24 protein-coding genes are annotated in these 24,441 nt (G+C 62.9%); 14 read left to right on the top strand and 10 right to left on the bottom strand.

Annotated features, from left to right (window positions below):
- Window positions 1–38 precede the first annotated feature (38 nt).
- Entirely contained in the window at window positions 39–1,430 is a 1,392-nt protein-coding gene (locus FHU29_RS02360; protein ID WP_074390803.1) for a class II fumarate hydratase, read from the top strand.
- Window positions 1,431–1,584: 154 nt separating this feature from the next.
- Window positions 1,585–1,836: a hypothetical protein gene (locus tag FHU29_RS02355; RefSeq protein WP_064439699.1), complete on the top strand. Its 252-nt coding sequence runs from the start codon at window positions 1,585–1,587 to the stop codon at window positions 1,834–1,836.
- Window positions 1,837–1,892: 56 nt separating this feature from the next.
- Here the strand turns inward: FHU29_RS02355 and FHU29_RS02350 are convergent, their stop codons facing one another.
- From FHU29_RS02350 to FHU29_RS02340, 3 genes are all read right to left on the bottom strand, one after another.
- Window positions 1,893–3,197 (bottom strand): RNA 5'-3' helicase PhoH2, encoded by a 1,305-nt coding sequence (locus FHU29_RS02350; RefSeq protein WP_183377450.1) that lies wholly within the window; start codon window positions 3,195–3,197, stop codon window positions 1,893–1,895.
- Window positions 3,198–3,469: 272 nt separating this feature from the next.
- Entirely contained in the window at window positions 3,470–4,771 is a 1,302-nt protein-coding gene (gene glyA / locus FHU29_RS02345) for a serine hydroxymethyltransferase (RefSeq protein ID WP_064439698.1), read from the bottom strand.
- A 140-nt stretch (window positions 4,772–4,911) separates the two neighbouring features.
- A complete protein-coding gene (locus FHU29_RS02340) occupies window positions 4,912–6,117 on the bottom strand; it encodes a DUF885 domain-containing protein (RefSeq protein ID WP_423785859.1) in 1,206 nt (401 codons plus the stop codon).
- A gap of 149 nt (window positions 6,118–6,266) precedes the next feature.
- On the opposite strand from FHU29_RS02340, the gene coaA reads away from it, so the two are divergent.
- The gene (gene coaA, locus FHU29_RS02335) at window positions 6,267–7,190 is read left to right on the top strand and encodes a type I pantothenate kinase (RefSeq protein ID WP_064439696.1); all 924 of its coding nucleotides are present in this window, start codon (window positions 6,267–6,269) and stop codon (window positions 7,188–7,190) included.
- A gap of 4 nt (window positions 7,191–7,194) precedes the next feature.
- Here the strand turns inward: coaA and FHU29_RS02330 are convergent, their stop codons facing one another.
- Window positions 7,195–7,965 carry an isoprenyl transferase gene (locus tag FHU29_RS02330; RefSeq protein ID WP_064439695.1) on the bottom strand — a complete coding sequence of 257 codons (771 nt, stop codon included), beginning with the start codon at window positions 7,963–7,965 and terminating at the stop codon, window positions 7,195–7,197.
- A gap of 191 nt (window positions 7,966–8,156) precedes the next feature.
- Between FHU29_RS02330 and trhA the strand changes: the two genes are divergently transcribed.
- The gene (gene trhA, locus FHU29_RS02325) at window positions 8,157–8,825 is read left to right on the top strand and encodes a PAQR family membrane homeostasis protein TrhA (RefSeq protein ID WP_423785858.1); all 669 of its coding nucleotides are present in this window, start codon (window positions 8,157–8,159) and stop codon (window positions 8,823–8,825) included.
- On the opposite strand, the gene FHU29_RS02320 is transcribed toward trhA, so the two are convergent.
- Complete coding sequence (locus FHU29_RS02320) at window positions 8,818–9,432, bottom strand: TetR/AcrR family transcriptional regulator (RefSeq protein ID WP_064439694.1); 615 nt, start codon at window positions 9,430–9,432, stop codon at window positions 8,818–8,820. The genes trhA and FHU29_RS02320 overlap by 8 nt on opposite strands.
- Before the next feature lie 104 nt (window positions 9,433–9,536).
- Between FHU29_RS02320 and FHU29_RS02315 the strand changes: the two genes are divergently transcribed.
- From FHU29_RS02315 to FHU29_RS02305, 3 genes are all read left to right on the top strand, one after another.
- Complete coding sequence (locus FHU29_RS02315; protein ID WP_083962226.1) at window positions 9,537–10,475, top strand: ABC transporter ATP-binding protein; 939 nt, start codon at window positions 9,537–9,539, stop codon at window positions 10,473–10,475.
- Window positions 10,472–12,037: an ABC transporter permease gene (locus FHU29_RS02310; protein ID WP_064439693.1), complete on the top strand. Its 1,566-nt coding sequence runs from the start codon at window positions 10,472–10,474 to the stop codon at window positions 12,035–12,037. Before FHU29_RS02315 ends, FHU29_RS02310 begins: the two co-directional genes overlap by 4 nt.
- A gap of 277 nt (window positions 12,038–12,314) precedes the next feature.
- The gene (locus FHU29_RS02305) at window positions 12,315–13,427 is read left to right on the top strand and encodes a 3-deoxy-7-phosphoheptulonate synthase (protein WP_083962225.1); all 1,113 of its coding nucleotides are present in this window, start codon (window positions 12,315–12,317) and stop codon (window positions 13,425–13,427) included.
- Here the strand turns inward: FHU29_RS02305 and FHU29_RS02300 are convergent.
- The 3 genes from FHU29_RS02300 to mca are packed head-to-tail and all read right to left on the bottom strand — an operon-like array spanning window position 13,396 to window position 16,636.
- Window positions 13,396–15,459, bottom strand: a complete 2,064-nt coding sequence (locus tag FHU29_RS02300; RefSeq protein WP_064439692.1) for a thioredoxin domain-containing protein — start codon at window positions 15,457–15,459, stop codon at window positions 13,396–13,398. The two genes, FHU29_RS02305 and FHU29_RS02300, sit on opposite strands and share 32 nt — an antisense overlap.
- Window positions 15,456–15,698 (bottom strand): hypothetical protein, encoded by a 243-nt coding sequence (locus tag FHU29_RS02295; RefSeq protein ID WP_064439830.1) that lies wholly within the window; start codon window positions 15,696–15,698, stop codon window positions 15,456–15,458. The genes FHU29_RS02300 and FHU29_RS02295 overlap by 4 nt, the downstream gene beginning before the upstream one ends.
- Before the next feature lie 35 nt (window positions 15,699–15,733).
- Entirely contained in the window at window positions 15,734–16,636 is a 903-nt protein-coding gene (gene mca / locus FHU29_RS02290) for a mycothiol conjugate amidase Mca (RefSeq protein ID WP_232322919.1), read from the bottom strand.
- A gap of 266 nt (window positions 16,637–16,902) precedes the next feature.
- Here mca and FHU29_RS02285 point away from each other — a divergent pair, with 266 nt between their 5' ends.
- Together FHU29_RS02285 and greA are read left to right on the top strand one after the other, a co-directional pair.
- Entirely contained in the window at window positions 16,903–17,331 is a 429-nt protein-coding gene (locus FHU29_RS02285; protein ID WP_064439691.1) for a DUF4307 domain-containing protein, read from the top strand.
- A 229-nt stretch (window positions 17,332–17,560) separates the two neighbouring features.
- Window positions 17,561–18,055 (top strand): transcription elongation factor GreA, encoded by a 495-nt coding sequence (gene greA / locus FHU29_RS02280; protein ID WP_013808212.1) that lies wholly within the window; start codon window positions 17,561–17,563, stop codon window positions 18,053–18,055.
- A 56-nt stretch (window positions 18,056–18,111) separates the two neighbouring features.
- On the opposite strand, the gene FHU29_RS02275 is transcribed toward greA, so the two are convergent.
- Complete coding sequence (locus tag FHU29_RS02275) at window positions 18,112–18,678, bottom strand: NADPH-dependent FMN reductase (protein ID WP_064439690.1); 567 nt, start codon at window positions 18,676–18,678, stop codon at window positions 18,112–18,114.
- A gap of 47 nt (window positions 18,679–18,725) precedes the next feature.
- Complete coding sequence (locus tag FHU29_RS02270; protein ID WP_064439689.1) at window positions 18,726–19,898, bottom strand: cystathionine gamma-synthase; 1,173 nt, start codon at window positions 19,896–19,898, stop codon at window positions 18,726–18,728.
- Window positions 19,899–19,955: 57 nt separating this feature from the next.
- On the opposite strand from FHU29_RS02270, the gene FHU29_RS02265 reads away from it, so the two are divergent.
- From FHU29_RS02265 to FHU29_RS02245, 5 genes are read left to right on the top strand one after another with little or no spacing between them, the layout of a single operon-like run.
- On the top strand, window positions 19,956–20,282 hold the full coding sequence (locus tag FHU29_RS02265) for a hypothetical protein (RefSeq protein WP_064439688.1): 327 nt from the start codon (window positions 19,956–19,958) through the stop codon (window positions 20,280–20,282).
- Window positions 20,283–20,339: 57 nt separating this feature from the next.
- On the top strand, window positions 20,340–20,951 hold the full coding sequence (locus tag FHU29_RS02260) for a TetR/AcrR family transcriptional regulator (protein ID WP_064439687.1): 612 nt from the start codon (window positions 20,340–20,342) through the stop codon (window positions 20,949–20,951).
- 27 nt (window positions 20,952–20,978) lie between these two features.
- Window positions 20,979–22,601 (top strand): acyl-CoA dehydrogenase family protein, encoded by a 1,623-nt coding sequence (locus FHU29_RS02255; RefSeq protein ID WP_064439686.1) that lies wholly within the window; start codon window positions 20,979–20,981, stop codon window positions 22,599–22,601.
- On the top strand, window positions 22,598–23,365 hold the full coding sequence (locus tag FHU29_RS02250; RefSeq protein ID WP_064439685.1) for a crotonase/enoyl-CoA hydratase family protein: 768 nt from the start codon (window positions 22,598–22,600) through the stop codon (window positions 23,363–23,365). Before FHU29_RS02255 ends, FHU29_RS02250 begins: the two co-directional genes overlap by 4 nt.
- Entirely contained in the window at window positions 23,349–24,362 is a 1,014-nt protein-coding gene (locus FHU29_RS02245; RefSeq protein WP_064439684.1) for a crotonase/enoyl-CoA hydratase family protein, read from the top strand. Before FHU29_RS02250 ends, FHU29_RS02245 begins: the two co-directional genes overlap by 17 nt.
- The last annotated feature ends 79 nt before the right edge of the window (window positions 24,363–24,441 follow it).

The raw sequence follows: 24,441 nt of genomic DNA, 5'->3' as shown, positions 1-24,441 counted from the left end.
GCACATTGAGACGAGCGACAAGAACTCTCGGAGGAACCGTGGCTGAACAGCAGTACCGCATCGAACACGACACCATGGGTGAAGTGCGGGTACCCGTCGATGCTCTCTGGCGCGCGCAAACGCAGCGCGCCGTCGAGAACTTTCCGATCAGCGGGCGTCCACTCGAGCGGACGCAGATCCGCGCGATGGGCCTGCTGAAAGCGGCGTGCGCCCAGGTCAACAAGGACCTTGGTCTGCTCCCCGCCGCGCAGGCGGATGCCATCGTTGCGGCGGCTCATGAGATCGCCGAGGGCAAGCATGACGACCAGTTCCCGATCGATGTCTTCCAGACAGGCTCCGGGACGAGTTCGAACATGAACAGCAACGAGGTCATCGCGTCCATTGCCGCGAAGAACGGCGTGACTGTCCACCCGAATGACCACGTCAACATGTCGCAGTCGTCGAATGACACGTTCCCCACCGCGACGCATCTCGCGGCCACAGAGTCGGCGGTCACCGCGTTGATCCCGGCACTCGAATACCTGCACACGGCACTCGCCGACAGGGCTGCGGAGTGGAAGAACGTCGTCAAATCGGGCCGCACCCATTTGATGGATGCCGTGCCCGTGACTCTCGGACAGGAATTTGGCGGATACGCGCGTCAGATCGAGGCAGGCATCGAGCGGGTCAAGGCAACGCTGCCTCGTCTCGGCGAACTCCCCATTGGTGGAACCGCGGTGGGCAGCGGCCTGAACGCGCCAGAAGGGTTCGGCGGCAAGGTAGTCGAGGAGCTCAAAAAGACTACGGGACTCGAGGACCTTCGAGAGTCACTCGACCACTTCGAGGCTCAGGCGGCGCGCGACGGTCTCGTCGAAGCGTCCGGCGCTTTGAAGACGATCGCGGTCTCACTGACCAAGATTGCCAACGACATTCGGTGGATGGGCTCGGGACCACTCACGGGTCTCGGTGAACTCCAGCTGCCAGACCTTCAGCCTGGCTCATCCATTATGCCCGGCAAGGTGAATCCTGTTCTGCCAGAGGCTGTCACGCAGGTCGCTGCGCAGGTTATCGGCAACGATGCCGCAGTCACCTGGGGTGGCGGCAACGGCGCATTCGAACTCAACGTCTACATTCCAATGATGGCGCGCAACGTCCTCGAATCGTTCACGTTGCTTGCCAACGTTTCCCGCTTGTTCGCAGACAAGTGCATCATCGGTCTTGTCGCGAACGCCGACCGTCTGCGGGAACTCGCGGAATCGTCACCATCGATCGTGACGCCGCTCAACAGCGCGATCGGCTATGAAGAGGCTGCGGCCGTGGCGAAAGAAGCGCTCAAGGAGAAGAAGACGATCCGCCAGACCGTGCTTGATCGCGGCTATGTTCCAGAGAAGCTTTCCGAGGAAGAACTCGACAAGCGCCTCGATGTGCTCGCGATGGCGAAAGTGAAGTAGCCAGTAGCCCTCCAACCTTCTTGGGGCAGAAGAAGATATCACCTCCGTTGCAGCTTGGTTGAGAAAGGGAACTCACTCCCTGCTTCGTGTTACGAATGGCTAGGCTTGCAGAACCCAGGACTGCAGCACACGTGACTACGGAACGGAGTAACGGGTGAACTTTCTCGACGACCTACTTGGTGCTATCGGCGGCGGAGGTGATCTGCTCGAAATGATCCCCGGAGGAAGCGAACTCTTCGGCCAGATCTTCGGTGAGCTTTCGACCAGCCTGCTTGATTCGCTGCTCACGACGTTCTCGGAATCGGGAAGCCTTGATCAGCTCGACACATTGTCGTTCGGCGAGCCTCCGGAAGACCTGCCTGAAGCAGACGTCCCGGATGTTGACGAAACCATCGACGACGAGTGACGTGAGAGCCGTGCCCCAGGAGAGTTAGCCATCCTGGGGCACGGCCGCTTAACCCCCTACTGCTCCAGCATCTCAGTTACCAGCGCGGCAACCGGTGATCTTTCACTGCGTGTCAGCGTGATGTGAGCGAAAAGTGGGTGGCCTTTGAGCTTCTCGATGACCGCAGCGACGCCGTCGAAGCGGCCTACACGCAGGTTGTCGCGCTGCGCGACGTCATGGGTGAGAACAACGCGTGAACCCGTACCGAGGCGGGAAAGCACAGTCAGCAGCACGTTCCGTTCCAGTGACTGTGCCTCGTCGACGATCACGAAGGAGTCGTGGAAGCTCCGACCGCGGATGTGAGTGAGAGGAAGCACCTCGAGCATGCCGCGTGACAGGACTTCGTCAATGACGTTCTGGCTTGCGAGGCCCTCAAGCGTGTCGAACACAGCCTGCGCCCATGGGCCCATTTTCTCGTTTTCAGACCCTGGCAGGTAGCCGAGTTCCTGCCCGCCCACCGCGTACAGCGGCCTGAAAACGACCACTTTGCGGTGGTTGCCGCGTTCAAGTACCGACTCGAGTCCGGCACACAATGCGAGAGCCGACTTGCCGGTGCCCGCGCGGCCACCGAGCGATACGATTCCGATGGTTTCGTCGAGCAGCAGGTCAAGTGCGACGCGCTGCTCCGCGGAACGCCCGTGCAGCCCGAACGCCTCCCGGTCACCGCGAACAAGTTGCACTTGCTTATCGGCGGTGACGCGACCGAGGGCACTCGACGTGGGCGAGAGCAACCGGACACCCGTGTGGCAGGGCAGTTCGCGTGCCGCTTCGACATCGGCCACCCCGTCGGTAAAGAGGTCGTCGATAAGGCTGCGCTCGACGTCGAACTCTGTCATGCCGGTCCAGCCGGAAATCACGACATCGTGCGCGTGGTACTCGTCGGCACTCAGCCCGACCGCCCCGGCTTTCACCCGCAGCGGAATGTCTTTGCTGACGAGGACCACGTCCTCGCCCTCTGCAGCCAGATTGAGCGCGCACGCGAGGATTCGCGAGTCGTTCGAGTCTGTCCGGAAACCTGCGGGAAGAACAGCCGGATCAGTGTGGTTGAGTTCCACTCTGAGGGTGCCGCCGCTGTCGCCGACGGGCACCGGGCTGTCGAGGCGCCCGTACTGGGTTCGCAAATCCTCCAGGAAGCGGAGGGACTCGCGCGCGAACCATCCCAGTTCGGGGTGGTGGCGTTTCGCTTCGAGTTCGCCGATGACCACGAGGGGCAGTACCACCTTGTGCTCATCGAAACGAAGGAGCGCGCGAGGATCGGACAGCAGGACTGATGTGTCCAGGACATATGTGCGGGCAGAACGCGCGGAATCGCTCACGGTCACGTGTGCTCCTCGGCCCACCAGGCACCCCAGCGAGCGTCTCTCGAGCGGCCGGTCCGTCCTTCGCGGGTGTTGTTACATCCCGCGAGGGCCGGGTGCCGGCCCTCTCGCGCTGAAAACCACAGTCACGATAGAACCTCCCGGGCAAGCAAGGAACCTGCCTGCATTTGCGACGCTACAGGCCACATTGTGCATGTTGCGGTAGGCGCGTGTGAACTTCGCGTGAACCGTTGCTGCCGTGTGGGTGGAGACCAGATTGGCCCAGGACGAGCGGCTCAGCCCAGCAACCGCCAATCCTCAAGCCCCTCGTACAGCGGGAAGTCGCGTGCGAGCGCCGAGACTTCGTCCCGCAACGTGGAGATCTCGCGCGCACCGGTGAGCGCGGCGGCGATGATGTCGGCGACCTTCTCGAACTCGCTGTCACCGAATCCGCGCGTCGCGAGAGCGGCGGTGCCGATGCGCAGCCCGGATGTGACCATCGGCGGACGCGGGTCGAACGGCACAGCATTGCGGTTGACGGTGATGCCAGCCTCATGGAGCAAGTCTTCAGCCTGCTTGCCATCAAGTTCGGAGTTACGCAGATCGACGAGCACCAGGTGCACGTCGGTACCGCCGGTGAGGACCGTGACGCCCTTGTCCGCGACATCGGTGCTGGTAAGCCGGTCAGCGATGATCTTCGCGCCGGACAGCGTGCGCTGCTGGCGCTCGCGGAACTCATCAGTCCCGGCAATCTTGAGAGCAACGGCCTTGGCCGCGATGGCGTGCATGAGCGGGCCACCCTGCTGGCCGGGGAAGACGGCAGAGTTGATCGGCTTTGCCCATTCCTGCTTGCCGATGATCAGGCCGGAGCGAGGACCGCCGAGCGTTTTGTGCACTGTCGTTGAGACAACATCTGCGTGCGGCACGGGTGAGGGGTGCAGTCCCGCCGCGACTAGACCAGCGAAATGCGCCATATCCACCCAGAGATGGGCACCCACTTCGTCCGCAATGGCGCGGAACGCCGCGAAGTCCTGCTGACGGGGGTATGCCGACCAGCCCGCGACGATGACCTTCGGGCGAAACTCGAGTGCCTTAGCGCGCACAGCATCCATGTCGATGCGGAAGGTCTGCGGGTCAACACCGTAGAAGCCGACTTCGTAGAGCTTCCCGGAGAAATTCAGCCGCATACCGTGGGTCAAGTGGCCACCGTGTGCGAGGTCGAGTCCGAGCAGACGCTCTTCAGGCTTCATCATCGCGTGCAGCACTGCCGCGTTGGCCTGCGCACCTGCGTGTGGCTGCACATTCGCGAAGTCCGCACCGAACAGCGACTTGGCGCGGTCCCGGGCCAGATTCTCAACGACGTCGACATGCTCGCATCCGCCGTAATAGCGGCGGCCCGGGTAACCCTCGGCGTACTTATTGGTCAGTACTGATCCCTGAGCTTGCAGAACAGCGCGAGGCACGAAGTTCTCAGACGCGATCATCTCGAGAGTTTCGCGCTGCCGGGCAAGCTCTCCTGCCATGGCCGCCGCAACATCAGGGTCGAGCTCCGCGAGCGGTGCGGTGAAACTCGAAGCGGCAACGGATGCAGCAGTCATCAGCCAATCTCCCGATAGTCGGTTTTAGTCTGTCCCTCACCCCGTCAGGCCCTGAAAGACTGCACCAGTGTACTTGGGTGAAACCTGCAGGTGGAAATGGCCGGAGCCGCTGCGCTAACGGCACCTCTCACCAGGGGTCATCAGCGTAGCTGGGAGGGAATAAGGGGTTCATCGAGCAGGCGACGGAATCGTTGCTCCTGCGTCACGCCGTCCGGACCCTGATCGAGCCACGTGCTGAGCAACCGGTACCCCTCGACGTAAGTGCTGATGTATGCCCGCCAAAGTGGAGACGTCAGAAAGCGCAGCGTCTGTCGTGCTCGCTGTGGCGTGATGAGCGACCATCGCTGCAGGAAGCGCGCGACGTCGTCGTGGCTGCGGTGCTGGTCGTGCAACATGATTGCGGCATCCTGACGAACTCCCAGCAGGCCCGCCGCTGCAGCCGAAATGCGTTCGGCGAGTTCACCGTCGAATCGAAGCCCGAGGTCCGCGAAAATCTCCTGGGCCCACAGTCCCCAGCCGGGGCCGACTGCGGCCTTCAGTGCGAGATCGGCGAGCCCCTCCGCCATGAGGCACTGTGGCGTGTTCACCAGGAAGATCGTCTGCTCGTGCTCGCCCTCAGCAACGATGCCGGTTTCCTTGTGACAGTGCTCTGTGTGGTGGCCTGGGTACGCTTCGTGCGCGATCAGGTGCGGCAGCCCCGACATGTGCTGCTTGAGGTCAGCGTTGATCGCTACGCGCGACCTGAAGTCACCGAGGTAGTAATTGAACCCGGACCACGGCTTGTCGGTCACGATCTCGAAGTCGATCTGTTCCATTGCGGGCAGGCCGAACCGAGTACGGACACGGTCGCGCAGCGCACTAGAGAACGCATCGACGCACTCATTGAGCCGCTCAGGCGGGATCTCTTCTGTTGCGCGGTGCGCTCGCATACGCTCGGCCAGATCTCCAGATCCCGGAAGCACCTCGTGGAGAGCGCGGTGTGCCGCACGATAGGTGTCCTCATCTCCGAGCCCGATGCGGACGTCAAAGTAGTCCGCGACCTCGTCGAGAAAGCCGACGTCGTCACCCGCGAATTTGCGTGCCGAGCATTCCAGCGCTCGCAAGTGCACATCCAGGAAGGCGGTTCGCTCGGGGCACAGGCCGCTCCCTTCGAGTTCGCCACGCAGCCGACGTGCCTGGGCTGCGAGCTCGGCCGGTTGCGGCGGCGGTTCGCTCGCGACGACACGGCGCAACTCTGGGTCGCCAGTGTAGGCGTCAACGAACCCCTCTTCGAGGCGATCGAATCTCAAACCCAGCAGCAGATAGTCACGCACCACCGGAAGCATGGCTGGTGTAGGAGAATCCATGCCAACCGACCTTAGTCGCAACAGGACTAGTGCCCTGAGGTTAGGATCCTTTGCGGAACGTTCTTCAGCGGCACAGGGGGTTTGATCATAAGTCCGATCAGTGGTTCCGGCTTCGACGGTTGCGTGGCCTCCGCTTCTTCTGCGGCGCGATGAGCGAGCCCAGTCCGTATGTCGCGCTTGAGCGCGATCAGTGGCGCGCGCTGCGTAAGTCGCAGCCTATGGTGCTGACGGAGAATGAACTGCGTGGCCTGCGCGGCCTCGGCGAGCAAATCGACCTTGCCGAAGTCGAGGAGGTGTACCTGCCGCTTTCGCGGCTCATTCACCTTCAGGTGGCTGCCCGGCAGCGACTATTCGCCGCGACCGCGACATTTCTCGGCGAGGCACACCCCGATCAGCAGGTCCCGTTCGTCATCGGTGTCGCGGGGAGCGTGGCGGTAGGCAAGTCAACCACCGCTCGTGTGCTGCAGGCGCTGCTCGCACGGTGGGAACGCCATCCGCGGGTGGATCTCGTCACCACGGACGGATTTCTGTACCCGTCCCGCGAACTCAACCGGCTTGGCATCATGCACCGCAAGGGATTTCCCGAAAGCTATGACCGGCGTGCGCTCTTGCGCTTCGTTACAGAGGTGAAGTCGGGAAATCCAGAGGTATCCGCACCGGTGTATTCCCACCACTTGTATGACATCGTCGCGGGCGCGCGGCATGTGGTGCGTCAGCCTGACATTCTGATCATCGAGGGTCTCAACGTGTTACAGACGGGACCGACGTTGATGGTGTCGGACCTTTTCGACTTCTCAGTCTACGTGGACGCTCGGATCGAGGACATCGAACACTGGTACGTCCAGCGGTTCTTGACGCTTCGTAAGACCGCGTTCGCTGATCCGCGGTCACACTTCCACCACTACGCGAGCCTCAACGATGACCAGGCTCGAACGCAGGCGAAAGAAATCTGGGACACGATCAACAGGCCCAACCTGGTAGAGAACATCCTTCCGACCCGTCCGCGCGCGACGCTGGTGCTGCGCAAGGACAGCAGCCACCGCGTCAACCGGATCCGGTTGCGGAAGCTCTAACCAGTTACACGCCGAAACGTCGGTGGCGAGCGCCGTAGTCGCGCAGCGCCCGGAGGAAGTCGACGCGGCGAAACTCGGGCCAGTACGCCTCGGTGAACCAGATTTCCGAATAGGCACTCTGCCAGAGCAGGAAGCCGGAAAGGCGCTGCTCCCCTGATGTTCGTATGACGAGGTCGGGATCTGGTTGCCCGGATGTGTAGAGGTGCTCAGCGATACCTTCGACGCTGATCGATTCGATGAGTTCGTCGCCGGTGCGGCCCTCGGCAAGTCGACGCCGTATCAGCGCACGCACGGCGTCGGAGATTTCCTGGCGGCCCCCATAGCCGACCGCGACGTTCACGTGGGTGCCGGACCTCCCCTGAGTGCGTTCAGCGGCCTCGGTGAGCCGTGTCGCCGCGGCTTCCGGGAGAAGCTCCATTGCGCCAACTATCTGGACGCTCCAGTTTTTGTCGGGACCGGAGATTTCCTCCACTACGTCAGTGATTATCTCGAGCAGGGCGGCTAGTTCGTCTGGGTCTCGGCCGAGGTTCTCAGTCGAGAGCAGGTAGATCGTTGCGTGCTCCACACCCGCCTCATCGCACCACTGAAGCATCTCGGCGATCTTGCGCGCCCCCATGCGGTACCCGTGGCTGACGTCGGTAAAGCCAGCAGCGCGGGCCCAGCGCCGGTTTCCATCGCACAGCACTGCGATGTGTTTGGGGCGCTGCATGCCCTCGAGCCGGTGCAGCAGCCGTTGCTCGTACAGCCGGTACACAGGGTTGGGCGGGATTTTCACCGAGCCATCACCATCACCATCTCCACGCCATGGGAGCCTACGCTTAACTAGCACCTCCTGGCTGCGAGTCACACGAAGGCAAGCAGAAGAGCACAATGTGTACCGGACCACATTGCAGGTTACTGGCACGTAACCTACGCTACCGTAGGTAGCAGTCGGCGACCGCCGCAGGAGAGAAAGAGAGGTGACCCTTGACCGCGATCACAGAGGCACTGTTTCCGGTCAAACCCCGGATGCGCGGCTGGATTCACCTTTACGCATTTGCCATCTCCGTCGTCACGGGCACTACCCTGGTCGCCGTGGTCGGCGCGCTCACCACACCGCGGGCACTAGTCGCCACCGCGATCTACAGCGCCACCGTGTGCGGGGTATTTGGCGTAAGCGCCCTCTACCATCGGGTCCACTGGAAGTCTGCTCGCGCGCGCATGTGGATGAAGCGGGCCGACCATTCGATGATCTTCCTCTTCATTGCCGGTAGCTATACACCGTTCGGCATGCTCGCACTCAGCCCTGAAACGGGCAGGACCGTGCTCGCTATCGTATGGGCGGGCGCTTTCGCGGGTGTGGCACTGAAAATGCTGTGGCCCACTTCCCCATCCTGGCTCGGCGTACCCCTCTACATTCTTCTCGGCTGGGTCGTCGCGTTCGTCATTCCAGATCTTGTGGCGAACGCTGGAATGGCGCCGCTGATCCTGCTCGCCGTGGGCGGCGTGCTCTACAGTGCCGGAGCTATCCTTTACGCCACGAAATGGCCGAACCCGTGGCCCACCACTTTTGGGCACCACGAGTTCTTCCATGCCGCAACCGTCATCGCAGCCATCTGCCACTACATCGCGGTCTGGCTGGTCGCTTTCAGCTGACCTGCGCCACGATTGCGCGGTTAGCAAGTTCCATCGCCTCGTCGAGCACATCGGCGAGGCGATCGCTGTATCCGGACTCAGCCCAGTGATAGAGCGCCGCAGTGAGGCACGACAGCAGAGTCGCCGCAGCCACCCGGACATGGAGCGAGCCCGGATCTTCATCAAGGTGCGGGGCGATGAGCTGGCGCAGCGCCACCTCGAATTGGTGCTGCTCGCGCAGCATCACTGCGTGAATATCTGCCTCTCCCAGGATGTACCGCATACGCCGGGCGACGTTGTCGGACTCGTCGTCGGGCCATGCCCGCATGATTGCGCTGATGCCCTCCCGCAGCCGCGCGAGAACGGCACCAATTCCGCCGCCACCTTCGGTCATCAGACCGAAAAGCTGCGGATCGTACTCATCCCACAGGACGAGCCGTTCCTTCGTGCCGAAATAACGGTAGACAGAGCTTGGCGACACGCCAGCTTCGTCGGCGATCCGCTCAACGGTGACGTTGCCGTAGCCGTCACGATCAAAGAGGTCCAGCGCCACCTGCTGAATCGTGTGCATCGCCGCGAGCTTCTTGCGCTCTCTGAGCCCCACTCCGCGACCATCTGCCTGCGACATGACGCCATACTAGCGAATTCTGACAGTCACTTGCAGTTTCTGGCTACGTGCCGTACGTTGATTTAGACAGTTACTGTCATTTGGCAGCTACTATCAGGAGTGCTATGAACGGCTTATCTCCCAGCGCACTGAGTGTGAGCGCGCTCCACAAATCTTTCGGCCACGCGCACGCGCTGCGCGGGCTCGACCTCGATGTGCCAGCCGGAACGGTGCACGGGTTCCTCGGTCCCAACGGGGCCGGAAAATCCACCACGATCCGCGTGCTCCTCGGCCTCATACGGCGTGACAGCGGCGAGGTCACCGTACTTGGCGGTGACCCTGTCAAGGACGCGATGGAGATCCACCGCCGCACCGCCTACGTCCCCGGCGACGTCGCACTGTGGCCCGGCCTGACCGGCGGGGAGACGCTCGACATCATCGCCCGCATCCGTGGCGGCTTCGACGCCCAGCTGCGCGCCGATCTCATCGAACGCTTCGCCCTCGACCCGACGAAGAAAGTGTCGAGCTATTCCAAAGGAAACCGCCAGAAAGTCGCGTTGATCGGTGCGTTTGCCGCCGCCGCCGACCTGCTCATTCTCGACGAACCGACCACCGGCCTCGACCCGCTGATGTACGCGGTATTCGCGGACTGCGTGCGTGAGGCAGCGCGTCATGGGGCGACGGTGCTGCTGTCCAGCCATATCCTGAGTGAGGTCGAGCAGCTCTGTGACGCGACGACCATCATTCGCGACGGCCGCACCGTCCAGACAGGTTCGCTGCGCGAACTGCGGCATCTCACACGCACACACATCTCGGCGCACACGGTGCGGCACCCCGGTGCGCTCGACAGATTCAGCGGAGTCACGGGGCTGCGCGTAGACCGGGACGGCGCCGGCTTCATCGTTCAGTGCGACGCGGAACCCGCGGCACTTTCCTCCGTGATCGCCGAACTTGGCGCGGCAGACGTGCGCGAGCTGACGTGCGCACCGCCCACGCTTGAAGACCTGTTCCTTGCCTACTACTCCAGCGACGCTGTCGCCGACCCTGAAGGCTCGCTGCGATGACCGGTACGGGTTCAGTCACCTCGCTCCTGATCCGCACCAACCGCCTCCGGCTGGCGGTGTGGACAGTCGCTATTCCTGCGCTCCTTGCCTTCGGGGCACTATCGGTCAAAGCGCTCTATCCAACACTTGCCGATCGCGAGTCGTACGCGGCGATGGCGGAACTCGTGACAGCCCAGATTGCGTTCAACGGACCGCCAGCGGCCCTCACGACGCTCGGAGGCATCGTCGTATTCGAAGCCGGATGGCTCCTGACGCTTGCGGTCGCCGTATGCAGCATTCTCATCGGTGTCCGCATTACTCGCGGCCAGGAAGAAACCGGAACGCTGGAGTTGCTCCGCTCGGGCCGTGTATCAAGCGGTGCCACTCTGCTCGCTGCCGCGCTCGTGCTCGGTTCACTCCTGGCGGTCATCGCGATCGCCTCTGGCGCGGCTCTCATCGCTACCGGTACGGCTATCATGGGCGCCCTGGTTTATGGTGCTGCCCTCTTCTGCGTGGGGGTGTTCTTCGGCGCCGTCGCCGTCAGCGCCGCGCAAATCACCTCGCAAAGCCGTGCTGCTTACGGCTTGGCGTTCGCGGTGCTGGGCACCTCGTTCGCGTTCCGGGCCGCCGGAGACGCAGGAGGTAACGCGCTTTCGTGGCTCTCGCCGCTGGGGTGGGCGCAGGCCTCAGAACCGTTCGGCGCGAACAACCTTTGGCCCCTGTTACTCCTTCTCGCAGCAGCGATCGGGATAGCGGGTGGCGCGTGGATGCTCAACCAGCGGCGCGATCTTGGTGCCGGCGTGATCGCCCCAAGGCCCGGACGGGTAACAGCCTCCGCCTTGGCTTCCTCGCCTTTGGGTCTGCAGTTGCGGCTGGCGCGGGCAACAATTCTCGCTTGGTTCGCGGGCATCGCGATCATGATGGTCGCATTCGGTTCGATGGCGACAACCGCCGAGGATTTCGCTGCAAGCTCGGACGGGACAGCTGAAGTGATCGCGGCTTTCGGCGGGACCTCCCTGACCGATGCGTTCCTTGTGTTCTCGATCCTCGTGCTCGCGATTCTGAGCGGGGGGTGTGCAGTATCGCTGACGATGCGCGTGCGCGCCGACGAAGACTCCGGACGCATCGCTGTGCTCGCCACTGCGCCCGTGCGGCGAACCACTATTTTCGCAGGCTACTTATTCAGCGCGCTCAGCGCGGCGCTGCTGTTGCTGGCATTCGGTGCGCTGATGCTTGGCGTCGGTTACGCGGTGGGAACAGGCGACTGGACGATTGTCGGCGGAGTGGTGGGAAGCGCACTCGCTCACTTCCCCGCTATCGTCGCCCTCGCCGCCGCAGCGTTGGCACTGGCCGCGGTCAGGCCTGACAGCGCATCAGTTGCGTGGGCGGTGTACGCGGCGACCGCAACCATCGCGTTGCTCGGGCCTGCCTTCTCCCTTCCCGGGTGGGTGGCGAATCTTTCCGTGTTCGAGCACGTGCCTGAATACCCTTCCCTCGCGTGGCCCATCACTATCGGCGGGCTGGGATGCCTCCTTGCCGCCGTCGCACTGGGTGTGTTCGAGCGCCGTGATCTGCGCACGTGACGGCCAGTCCGTGTGAGGACCGCAATACCGGGAGAGAACAGTTCCCGCGTGACGAATACGAAACCCTGCGTTATCCTCACTAGCGTGAGTTCAACCAGATGGTATTGGCGCTTTACACCGGCTCCGGGTGGAGCTGGTGGTCGTCTGCGCTGACCATCACCAATCAATCCGGGGCCCAGAAGCAAGCGGTCAAGAACCGCTCGCTCAAGTCCGCTAGTCGGCGGGCACCGGGATGAACTTCCACGCGTGGCCGCCGTGATCACCAGAAAGGCCACTCGTGACAATCCATATCGATGAGCACGCAAGCAAGCATGCCTCATCATCCGCCACGCCCACTCTGCATCCGACGAGCAATCTGCACGTCCGCTCCATGGCAGCGCTTCCGTCGCCGCGCCAGCTCCTAGATGAACTTCCACTTGGTGACACTCGCGCGGAACTCGTCGAGAGCAGCCGAATGGACATCCGTGCCATCGTTTCCGGCGCTGACGATCGCCTGCTCGTCGTCACAGGCCCCTGCTCGGTGCACGACCCCGCCGCAGCGCTGGACTATGCGTCAAAGCTCGCGCCTCTCGCTGCACAGTTCGAGCAAGAACTGTGCGTCGTGATGCGGGTGTACTTTGAGAAGCCGCGCACCACGGTTGGCTGGAAGGGTCTCATCAACGACCCCGACATGGATGAAACGTATGACGTGCCGCGCGGCCTGCGCCTTGCCCGTGAGGTGCTGCTAGGCGTTCTCGACGCGGGCCTTCCAGTTGGTTGCGAGTTCCTGGAACCGACGAGCCCGCAGTTCATCGCCGACGCCGTGAGCTGGGGTGCGATCGGAGCCCGGACCACCGAAAGCCAGGTTCACCGGCAGCTCGCCTCAGGGCTGTCCATGCCGATTGGCTTCAAGAACGCGACCGACGGTGACATCCAGGTGGCCATCGACGGCTGCCGCGCGGCCAACGCAGCGCAGGTTTTCTTCGGATCGGATTTCGATGGGCGGGCAGCTCTCGTCTCGACGACAGGTAATCCTGACACGCACATCATTCTCCGTGGTGGCAGGGGCGGCCCCAACTACGAGGCGACAAACCTGGAAACGGCGACGAAGCTGCTCGGCAAGGCACAATTGCCGACACGTTTGATGGTGGACGCCAGCCACGCGAACTCAGGTAAAGATCATGTCCGGCAGGCCGGCGTTGCCGGGGAAATCGCTGACATGATCGCGGGGGGCGCGGATGAAATCTCCGGCGTCATGCTGGAAAGCTTCATCGTCGGCGGCCGCCAGGAGCCGGGTCCGGGACCGCTGGTCTACGGCCAGTCCGTCACCGATGCATGCATGGACTTCGGGACGACAGAAGGCGTGCTCGAGCGACTCGCTAACGCTGTCCAGAAGCGCCGTCAGCAGTAGTCGAAAGCGCTGCAACCAGCGCCGAAACGTCAACGACTGGCCGGTCGCACACGAACCCGCGGCACACGTACGCCGCGGGTTTGTTGTCGACTGGGGTCCGGTCGGCGAGCAGCGGCGATGAGTCCGCCTCCCCCGCGACGATTACCGCACCGCCGGGCGCATGGTGGCGTGCCGCGTCAAGCAGGTCGCTGCCGGAACCCGAAGGCAGTGAGATAGCAACCTGGATGGGGCCGTGCCGAGAGGCCTCGGCGAGAGCAAACCAGTTCCCCGCCGAGCGCGGTGCACGGGCCAGTGCGATCGCAGCGCGCTGCAGCGACGAGGCGGAAAGTTCCGCGTACGCGGCCGCCCGATCCGGCTCACTGAGAGCTGCCAGCGTCACCAGCGCGTCAGCTAGAAGCGATGCGCCTGACGGGGTGGCGCCGTCAAGGGGATCACGTGGCCGCGCAATCAGCACTTCGGCATCATCCGCGGTGTCGAACCAGCTCCCGGGCGCCTGCGGATCGGCGAAGTGCGTAACAGCGGTGTCGACCAGCCCGGTCGCGGCCTGCAGCCAGCGTTCCTCGCCCGTCGCCTGAAAGAGTGCAAGCAAACCTGCCGCGAGACCCGCATAGTCATCGAGCGCACCCACCGCTTGACCAACTGCACCGCCCAGAGACGCCCTGCGGAGCCGCCCATCAACGACGTGCAGGTCGAGCAGAAGCTCAGCCGCCCGCTTCGCGGCGATGATCCACTCGGGGAAACCGAGTGCCGCACCGCCCTCCGCCAGCGCGGTGATCGCGAAACCGTTCCATGCCGTCACGACTTTGTCGTCACGATCAGGCTGGGAACGCGTCCGTCGCGCTTCGAGTAGCGCAGCCCTGACGCGGTCAAAGCGCGCCATGTCGTCAGGATCCTGCAGCAGTTGGAGCACAGACTGCGACCCCTCGAACGTTCCAGTGGTGCCCACCCCGAACACCCCTGCAGCCCACAAACCGTCTTCGAGCCCGAGCGCATCCATCAATTCCTGCGAAGTCCACACATACGTGAGACCTTCAACGCCGTCGGTGTCCGCGTCGAAGGCTGACGCGAACCCGCCTTCCGCTGTCCGTAGATCCCGCAGAAGGAACGCCGCAGTTTCCGTCGCAACACGCTTGGCGAGTTCCGACCCCGTTCGCCGCGCATAATGCGAGTAGAACCGCAACAGCAGCGCGTTGTCGTAAAGCATCTTCTCGAAGTGCGGCACAACCCACCCGGCGTCGACGGAGTAGCGGGCGAAACCGCCTGCGAGCTGGTCGTAGATACCTCCGCGCGCCATCGCCTCCGCGGCGCGCTCAATCGTCGGAAGGTGACGTCCCGTTCGCTCGTAGTGACGCAAGAGCCCCTCGAGTGTCGCCGACGGCGGAAACTTGGGAGCGCCGCCGAAACCCCCGTGCTCGGTGTCTTCATCGCTGACGATGGCATCGGCAACTTTGTCCAGAATGCCCGCGGTGATTTCGACATCCGCCACCGGGAATGCATCGGAATTCCGTTGCAATGCATCCTGCACCGAACCGGCAGCCTGATCCACCTCGGCGCGTCTCGTGTGCCACGTCTCCGCGATCGCGTGCAGCACCTGGGTGAAGGAAGGCATCCCGCCGCGGGGCTGCCGCGGGTAGTACGTGCCGCAATAGAAAGGCCGGCCGTCGGGGGTAAGGAAACACGTCATCGGCCAGCCGCCGTGCCCCGTCATCGCCATTGTTGCGTTCATGTACACCGAGTCCAGGTCAGGCCGCTCTTCACGATCAACTTTGATGCACACGAACTCGCGGTTCATGACCTGTGCTGTCGCTTCGTCCTCGAATGACTCGTGAGCCATGACGTGGCACCAGTGGCATGCGGCGTAACCGATGGAAAGCAGGATCGGGACGTCTCGTTCGCGCGCCCAATTGAGCGCTTCTTCGCCCCATTCTTGCCAATGAACCGGGTTGTCCGCGTGCTGCCGCAGGTAGGGGCTAGCTGACTGCCCCAGCCTGTTCTGGTGGAGTTCGGAATCGTCGCGCCGGGGCGCCGTCACGAACCCTGCCCGGACTGAATTCCGCCACGGTCGGTGCCCTCATCGGCTTCCTGATCGGGCTCAGGATGTTCCGGCTCGAAGGTTTCTGGGAGCCTTCGAAGATGTTTGTTCATGGACCGCAGCAGAAACACCATCGATGCCATCAGCACGAGAATAACTACAAGCCCGATCGGTGACGCTTTCCCGAACTCCGGACCAGTCGGCACAACCGCATCCTGCGCGATGACCAGTGCTGGCATCGCGCTCAGAGTGAGGAGACCGGAAAACTGCGTGGTCACGATCGCTCGTTCTCCTTAGAGGTCGTCTCATCGCCGGATGAAATACCGGTAAACAGATCAGTTTCCGGAATTGCTGTTTTTACCCGCGTCGCCGCTAGTTCAAACTCTTCTGTCGGCCAGAGGCGCTGTTGCATCTCCAATGGCACCAGGAAGAAGGGCCCATTCGGATCGACCTGGGTAGCATGCGCGCGCAGCGCCTCATCACGGACTGGAAAGTACTCTCCGCATGTGATTTGCGTCGTCACGCGGCCCATAATGTCACCCTGCCGTGGCTTCCAGCTCTTTAGCCACTCACGGAACGGGCTGGGTTCGCCGCGCGATTCGAAATCATCCTGAAAAATCTGAATGCGATCACGGAGGAAACCGTGGACGTAATAGATCTTGAGTGGTTCCCAGGGCTCACCTGCGTCGGGGAACTGCTCCGGATCGCCCGCAGCCTCGAACGCAGCCATCGACACCTTGTGGCACATGATGTGGTCGGGATGCGGGTAGCCACCGTTCTCGTCATACGTGATCATGACGTGCGGCCGGAACTCACGAATCACCTTGACTAGGGCTTCGCTCGCGACGTCGACGGGAACGAGCGCGAAACAGCCTTCCGGGAGCGGAGGAAGCGGATCACCCTCCGGCAGACCGGAGTCCACGAATCCGAGCCACCTGTGCTGCACACCGAGAATCTCGGCGGCGCGGGCCATTTCTTCCTTGCGGACTTCCGAGATGCGCTGATGTACGCCGGGGGTGTCCATGGCTGGATTGAGGATGTCGCCCCGCTCGCCACCCGTAAGGCTGACGACCATCACATCGTGGCCCTCTTTGGCGTAACGCGCCATCGTGGCTGCGCCCTTGCTCGATTCGTCGTCGGGGTGAGCATGAACCGCCATGAGCCGAAGTCCGCCCACGTTCTCTCCTTAACTCTCCCCGTTGCACCACTCGGGCACGCACCATTCTGGTACAAACTCGCCCTGCCGTTCTACCACGTTACGGCAGCGGAACGACAACGCTAAACCCGTCCCTAGGCCAGAGTGCGGTGATCCTCACTCTTCTGGCTCACAGGCAGTGGCCGTTTCGTCTCAGTCGGCACGACGCAGCTATCGTGACTAACAGAGTAAGCGGCGGCCGCGGGAGCGTCACGCCGTGGCCGTCGACACCTCCCTGAACGGATGTCATGAGTACTTCGCGACCAGCGCCCCTTGGCCGCTACCCGTCCGCCCGGTCCGGGCGCCGCATGCCCCGCTGGGCAGTAGTCGCACTCGCCACCGTTTTCGCCACCGTCCTCGGCGTCGTCGTCTACCTGGGCTATCGGCCACTCGTCAGCGCGCCGATCACGGCCGAGCGTCTCGGCTACGAGATCCTCGACGAGTCGACTCTGAAGATTCGTTTCAAGGTGACCCGTGACGAGCCAGGGCAAGAGGTCGTGTGTGTAGTGAGGGCTCGTTCACGAGACGGTTCGGAAACCGGCCGCCGGGAAATATACGTCCCTCCGTCTGACAGCGATGCTGTGGAAGTAACCACTCATATCGTCACCTCCCAGCCGCCTGGGATGGGCGACGTCTATGGATGCAGCGCGGACGTTCCCGCCTATCTGACGCGTTAGAGCAGCGATGAGATTCGCGAGCCTTCGTTAACGCGCAGTTCGCTTCGTATTACCGCGCTCGCTACCGCGACGACGTGTATCCTGGCTCATACACGGCTCCACATGGGGCCGTGTATGCGCATATGTGGGCGAAAACGCCCACCAGGCATGGCGGGCAGCAGATGGCTGACCCGCCCGGCTTAGGCTGTGCGCTCGAAGCGCCAGCCGCAGTATAAAGGAGTGACCGACCATGACCGACACTAAGGTGACCTGGCTGACCCAGGAGTCATACGACAGGCTCGATCGCGAACTCCAGACGCTCATCGCCAATCGACCTAAGATCGCCGCGGAGATCAACGCGCGCCGCGAAGAAGGAGACCTGCGAGAGAACGGCGGCTATCACGCCGCTCGTGAAGAGCAGGGACAACAGGAGGCGCGCATCCGCCAACTGCAGGAGCTTCTGAACAACGCGAAGGTCGGCGAGGCGCCGAAGGAGTCAGGCGTCGCACTTCCGGGTTCCGTCGTCAAGGTCTACTACGACGGTGACGAATCGGATACCGAGACGTTCCTTCTCGCGACACGCGAGGAAAGCACATCGAGTGAGCAGCTCGAAACATACTCTCCGAGTTCGCCGCTCGGCTCAGCACTGCTCGACGCGAAGGTGGGTGACACCCGCGAGTACAAGCTTCCCAACGGCGGCACTATGACCGTCACGTTGCTCAGCGCGGAGCCTTACCAAGGCTGACAGCCGAGATTGTTAATCGGGCAGCCCCGGCACCAAACGCCGGGGCTGCCCGCATTTCACAGCTCATCCTTGTTGGCGATGAGCGCCTGCAATTCTTGCCACGCTTTGATAAGCACATCTGACTCCCGATCGACGATCGCCGCCGCGTCCTTGAGCCGGTCATCGTCGCCATACGCGTCACGCAACACGATGTTGACGCGGGTTTCCGCAAGCTGCATCCCCACCCGGCCGAGCACCTGGAGCAACTGCTCGTAGCAGCGTTTCCCTCCCCCGCCGCCATAGCTGATGAGCAGCGCGGGCTTGTCCTTCCACTCCTTGTACAGATAGTCGACCGCGTTCTTCACCGAGGCCGGGTAACCCCAGTTGTATTCGGGTGTCAGGATCACCACTGCCGACGAACCGGCAACCTGGTCGGACCATCGTTTGGTGTGCTCATGCTCGTATTTGCCAAGCGCCGGCATCTTGGGCTCATCAAGGAACGGGAGCGCGAGTTCGCGCAGATCGACCATGGTGATCCGCGCATCACCCGCGTCCTCGAACAGCTTGACGATGTGTTCACCAAGCTGATCACCAACTCGAACCGGCCGGACACTGCCAACTATGAAGAGAACGTCGCCACTCATACTCCGCGACCCTAGCCGACAGGACCGTCCAATTCACTAAGTCTTCGCTAGCCCAGGGCCTGTTCCAGGTCGGCGATCAAGTCTTCTGCGTCTTCGATCCCCACGGACAACCGCACCAGGTCGTCGGGAACCTCAAGGAGCGAACCGGCGGTTGATGCGTGTGTCATGGCCCCAGGGTGCTCAATGAGCGATTCGACGCCACCGAGTGATTCAGCGAGCGTGAAGACTTTGGTTCGCGCGCACATGTCGAGCGCAGCGGCGCGCCCGCCCTTGAGTCTGATCGAGACCATCCCGCCGTACCTGCGCATCTGCTTCGCAGCGACATCGTGACCGGGATGCTCCGGCAGGCCCGGATAGAGGGTGCTTGCGATAGCGGCGTGCCCGGAGAGGTAATCCACGACCTTCTCCGCATTGTCGCTGTGCCGGTCCATCCTCACAGCCAGCGTCTTTATACCGCGCATCGTCAGGAAGACATCGAATGGCCCGGGAACGCCGCCCGCTCCGTTCTGCAGGAAAGCCACCGCAGCGTCGAGTTCCTCGTCATCGGTAACCAGTGCGCCGCCCACCACATCGGAATGTCCGCCGAGGTACTTCGTTGTCGAGTGGAGCACAACGTCTGCGCCGAGAGGCAGCGGCTGCTGAAGATACGGCGAGGCGAACGTGTTGTCCACGACGAATTTCGCATTTGCTTCGTGTGCGATTTCCGCGATCGCGGCGATATCGCCGACGTTCAGCAGCGGGTTGGTGGGCGTCTCGATCCACACAAGCTTCGTTTCCGGGCGGATTGCTGTGCGGATCGCATCAAGGTCAGTAATCGGCGCTGGCGTGTAGCTGATGCCCCACAACGTGAAGACCTTGTCGATCAGGCGGAACGTGCCCCCGTACGCATCGTTCGGGATGACGAGGTGGTCGCCTGGACGCAGCGTCGCGCGCAGCAGCGCGTCTGTCGCCGCCATTCCTGACGAGAAGGCCCGGCCGAAGGTTCCCGCCTCGATCGCGGCGAGGTTGTCTTCCAGCGCCTTCCGTGTGGGGTTTCCGGTCCGCGCGTACTCGTACCCGCCGCGCATTCCGCCAACGCCGTCCTGCGCGAAGGTGGAACTCGCGTAGATCGGCACGTTCACCACGCCGGTCTGCGGGTCCGGGTCGAATCCCGCATGGATCGCAGTGGTGGAGAAACCTGCTTTTTGCCCCTGTTCGGCGCCGCCTCGCTGCACAGTCATGTTCTACAGCGTAATGCGCTTTCTCTTCACGGCGTTAAGGTCACAGGGGAAGGTCACATGTCAACGGTTGGGGCAGCAGTGCAGTTCCGCAGAATCGCCGTATATGTCGGCCTTGTGGTCGCCGCCGCGCTAGGTGTGCTCATCTACGGCGCGACGACGGTCCCCGACGGGTGCGATATCGCCGATCCGTGCGGCGACACGTCACGCCGCATCGTGTCGATCGGACCACCTGCCATCATGCTTCTGGGCGCGTTCGGCGCCGTCATTGGCACGTTGCGGACGTGGTCGGCAGGAGCCGACTGGCGCCGCTGGTTCGGGGCGTTCTGGTTCTGCCTGGTCCTCATGCTTGTTTTCGTGGCGATGGCGGGGACGCTCGCGCGGTAGTAATGAATTCAAGTTCACCCCTTGACGCAAGGTGTGAACTGAGGTTCACTCCTTGTTATGGCATATCGGCAAACAGATGCAGTGAAGGCGCGCCAGGCCCAGACCCGGCAGGACATCATCGCGGCTGCAACAAGTTTGATTCACGACGCCGGGTACGCCGGGTGCACTATGACAGCGGTCGCGGAACGAGCCGGCGTGGCGACCGGGACGCTCTACCGTTTCTTCCCCAGCAAAGGCGAACTCTTCGCCGAGGTCTTCCGGATGACGTGCGCGAAGGAAGTCGCAGCGGCTTCCCGGGGAGCTGCACAACATACCGCGTCCCGCGATTTCGAGGCCGCGCTCCTTGCGGCTGCGGAAACATTCTGCACCCGGGCACTGCGCGCACCGCGCATGGCCTATGCGCTGCTGGCAGAGCCAGTGGATCCCCTCGTCGAAGCCGAACGCCTCAGCTTCCGCTCCTCCTATACCGACTTGTTCGCGACAGTTGTGCGTGCAGGCATCGCCGTCGGCCAGCTCCCCCCGCAGAACCCCCATCTCACCGGCGCTGCCATCGTCGGTGCCATCGGCGAAGCACTTGTTTATCCCCTCGGACACAGCTCGCCTGCGCCCGAAGTGATTCCCGACGTGCTCGCCTTCGTCCGCCGCGCGCTCGGCGCGCCACACCCCTAAGACTCACTCCTCAGCAAAGGCGCTGCCATGTCCACACACTCAGTCTTCAACCAGGTTCCGCCGCTCACCGGTTACAACCCCGCCGACTATCCCGTCATCACAGATGTGCTCGCGCAGGCAGGTGCACGAGGTGCCCTCGCGGAACTGCAGGAAGTCGGCGCACTCGCAGGCAGTGACGCGGCGATCGAACTCGGTGACCTCGCTGAAGCCCACCACCCCGTTCTAAAAACTCACGATCGCTACGGCAACCGTATCGACGAAGTCGTCTACGACCCTAGCTATCACCAGCTCATGCGGTACGCGACGGGCTTCGGCCTCCACGGCTCACCATGGTCCGAGGACCGGCCGAACGCCCACCTCATCCGCGCAGCGAAAATGTCCATCTGGGGGCAGGCCGATCCCGGTCACCTCTGCCCTATTTCCATGACGTACGCGGTGATCCCCGCGCTGCGCACCACCCCAGATCTCGCCAGGCAATACGAGCCAGGACTGACAGCGAAGGAATACGACCCCGGCCTGCGTGCACCGCTGTCCAAACGCGCACTGATCGCCGGCATGTCGATGACGGAGAAACAGGGCGGATCCGATGTGCGCGCCAATACGACGAGCGCGGTTCGGCAATCCGACGGCACATACCGGATCACCGGGCATAAATGGTTTACTTCAGCCCCGATGTCTGACCTGTTCCTGACGCTCGCACAAACGGACGCCGGAGTCACATGTTTTCTCGTGCCGCGTGTCCTGCCGGACGGCACCCGTAACGCCTTCTCCCTCCAGCGTCTCAAGGACAAGCTGGGCAATCGGTCAAACGCGTCCAGTGAAGTCGAATACGACAACACTGTCGGGTTCCTCGTCGGCGAGGAAGGCCGCGGCGTCCCCACCATCATCGAAATGGTCAACATGACCAGGCTGGACTGCACCCTGGCGACCGGCACCCTGATGAGAGTGGGCGTGCAACAGGCCGTCCACCATGCGGCGCACCGCAAAGCTTTCGGCAATTACCTCGCCGATCAACCGTTGATGCAGAACGTACTGGCTGACCTTGCGGTCGAAGCGGAAGGTGCAACGCTCGCCGGCCTCTGGCTCGCTTCCCTGGTCGACAACTCGGACGAACGTTCGCGCGCGCTGCGGCGCATCGGGCTCGCTGTGAGCAAGTACTACGTCTGCAAACGCGGCCCCATCCACGCGGCGGAAGCCCTCGAATGTCTGGGCGGCAACGGTTACGTCGAGGAATCGCGGATGCCTCGGCTCTACCGCGAGGCACCGCTGCTGTCGATCTGGGAAGGATCGGGCAACGTCGCAGCGCTTGACATGCTCCGCGCCCTCGCGAAACAGCCAGACACCCTGTCGGTGTTCTTCGACGAGATCGAGCAAGCTTCCGGCTCTGAACATGTCCGCACGGCCCTCGCTGACCTGAAGTCTCAGTTCAGCGACTTCGACACCCTGCAGTATCGCGCTCGTCATGTCGTTGGCCGCATGGCGCAAGTGCTCCAGGGCGCACTCCTCGTCCGGTACGGAAATCCTGCCGTCGCCGAGGCATTTACGCGCAGCAGGCTGGGCAGTGAGCACGGTGACGTCTTCGGAACGTTGCCCACCGGGATCGATACCGGCACGATAATCGACCGGGCGACAGCGAAGGTACCGGCATGAGCATCACCGTCAGCAAACGCGGACCCGTCACCATCGTGACGATTGACCGGCCCGACGTCCGCAACGCGATCGACCATCACCATGCACGAGCACTGACCGAGGCGTTCAACGAGTTCGATCGTGACGACACCGCATCAGTTGCGATTCTCTACGGTGCTGGAGGGAACTTCTGCGCAGGTGCGGACCTCAAAGCAGTCGCGCGAGGCGATGTGCAGATTTCCCAGCCGCACGAGGACGGGCCCGCTGGCATGGGGCCCACGCGGCTGTTGCTGAGCAAGCCCGTCATCGCGGCCGTCGAGGGCTACGCCGTAGCGGGCGGACTCGAGCTGGCGATCTGGGCGGACCTCCGCGTCGCGGACCCTGCCGCGGTGTTTGGCGTGTTCTGCCGACGGTGGGGAGTGCCGCTGATCGACGGCGGCACCGTGCGCCTCCCCCGGCTGATCGGCCACTCCCACGCGCTGGACATGATCCTGACTGGGCGACCAGTGGACGCCGCGGAAGCGTTGCGCATGGGACTTGTGAACCGAGTCAGCGAACCCGGCAACGTTCTCGACACCGCGATTGACCTGGCCAGCCAGATGGCTGCTTTCCCGCAAACCTGTATGCGTCAGGATCGATTGGCAAGCTATGAGCAAGAATCACTCACCCTGCAGCAGGCCTTGGTCAACGAGTGGCAGCGGGGCATGATCTCTATTTCTGCCGATACGTTCACAGGTGCTGGAAGGTTCGCTTCCGGGGAGGGCCGACATGGAAACTTCGCATAACAGTGACGCTCTCGGCAGCAGACCCGCGGGATGGCGAGAACCGTCCAGCGGGCTCTATGAAGGCAGACCGGAGCCCGCCGATGAGGCCACCTACCCCACACTGACCTACAAGCGCGACGGACGCGTCGCGCGAATTACCTTCAACCGTCCAGAGCGCGGAAACGCAATCACGGCCGACACCCCTCTCGACCTCGCGCACGCCATCGAACGTGCAGACCTCGACCCGCGGATCCACGTCACGGTCGTGTCGGGGCGCGGGAAAGGGTTCTGCGGGGGCTACGACCTCGGTATCTTTGCTGAAGCGGGTTTTCAGGCCGAATCTGGGCAGCACACCGAAGGAACCGTTCTCGACCCAGTTGTGCAAGCCCGCAACCATATTCCAGGCAACACCTGGGATCCCATGGTCGACTACGCCATGATGAGCCGCTTCAACCGTGGATTCTCCAGCCTGCTCCACGCCAACAAGCCGGTCGTCGCGAAGCTGCACGGCTTCTGCGTTGCAGGCGGAACGGATATCGCGCTGTACGCCGATCAGATCATTTGCGCGGATGACACGAAGATCGGCTACCCGCCAACCCGCGTGTGGGGCATTCCCGCCGCCGGAATGTGGGCTCACAGGCTCGGCGATCAGCGCGCGAAACGACTGCTGCTCACCGGTGATTGCCTCACTGGGAAGCAGGCTGCGGAATGGGGGCTTGCAGTTGAATCCTGCCCGGCCGAGAACCTGGACGAACGGACAGAGGCGCTGCTGGAACGCATCGCCATGATGCCCATCAACCAGCTGATCATGGCGAAGCTTGCACTCAACAGCGCGTTAATCGCTCAGGGAGTCGCAAACTCAACCATGATCAGCACCGTCTTCGACGGTATCTCCCGCCACACCCGCGAGGGGTACGAGTTCCAGATGCGTTCAATGAGAGAGGGTTTCCGGCACGCCGTGCGCGAACGCGACGAAGCGTTCGGCGATGGGAAAACAGAGTCGCGCTCTGACCGATGATCGTTGCGCCCACCTCGCAGCGACAGAAAAAGCCCGTCCATTTTGCGATCTGTCGCTCAGAGGTGGTCCGCGCTATACG

It is taken from the genome of Hoyosella altamirensis (genome assembly GCF_014191505.1).
In the GTDB taxonomy this organism is placed as follows: Bacteria; Actinomycetota; Actinomycetes; order Mycobacteriales; family Mycobacteriaceae; genus Hoyosella; species Hoyosella altamirensis.
This window is presented reverse-complemented; position numbering and strand designations above follow the sequence as displayed.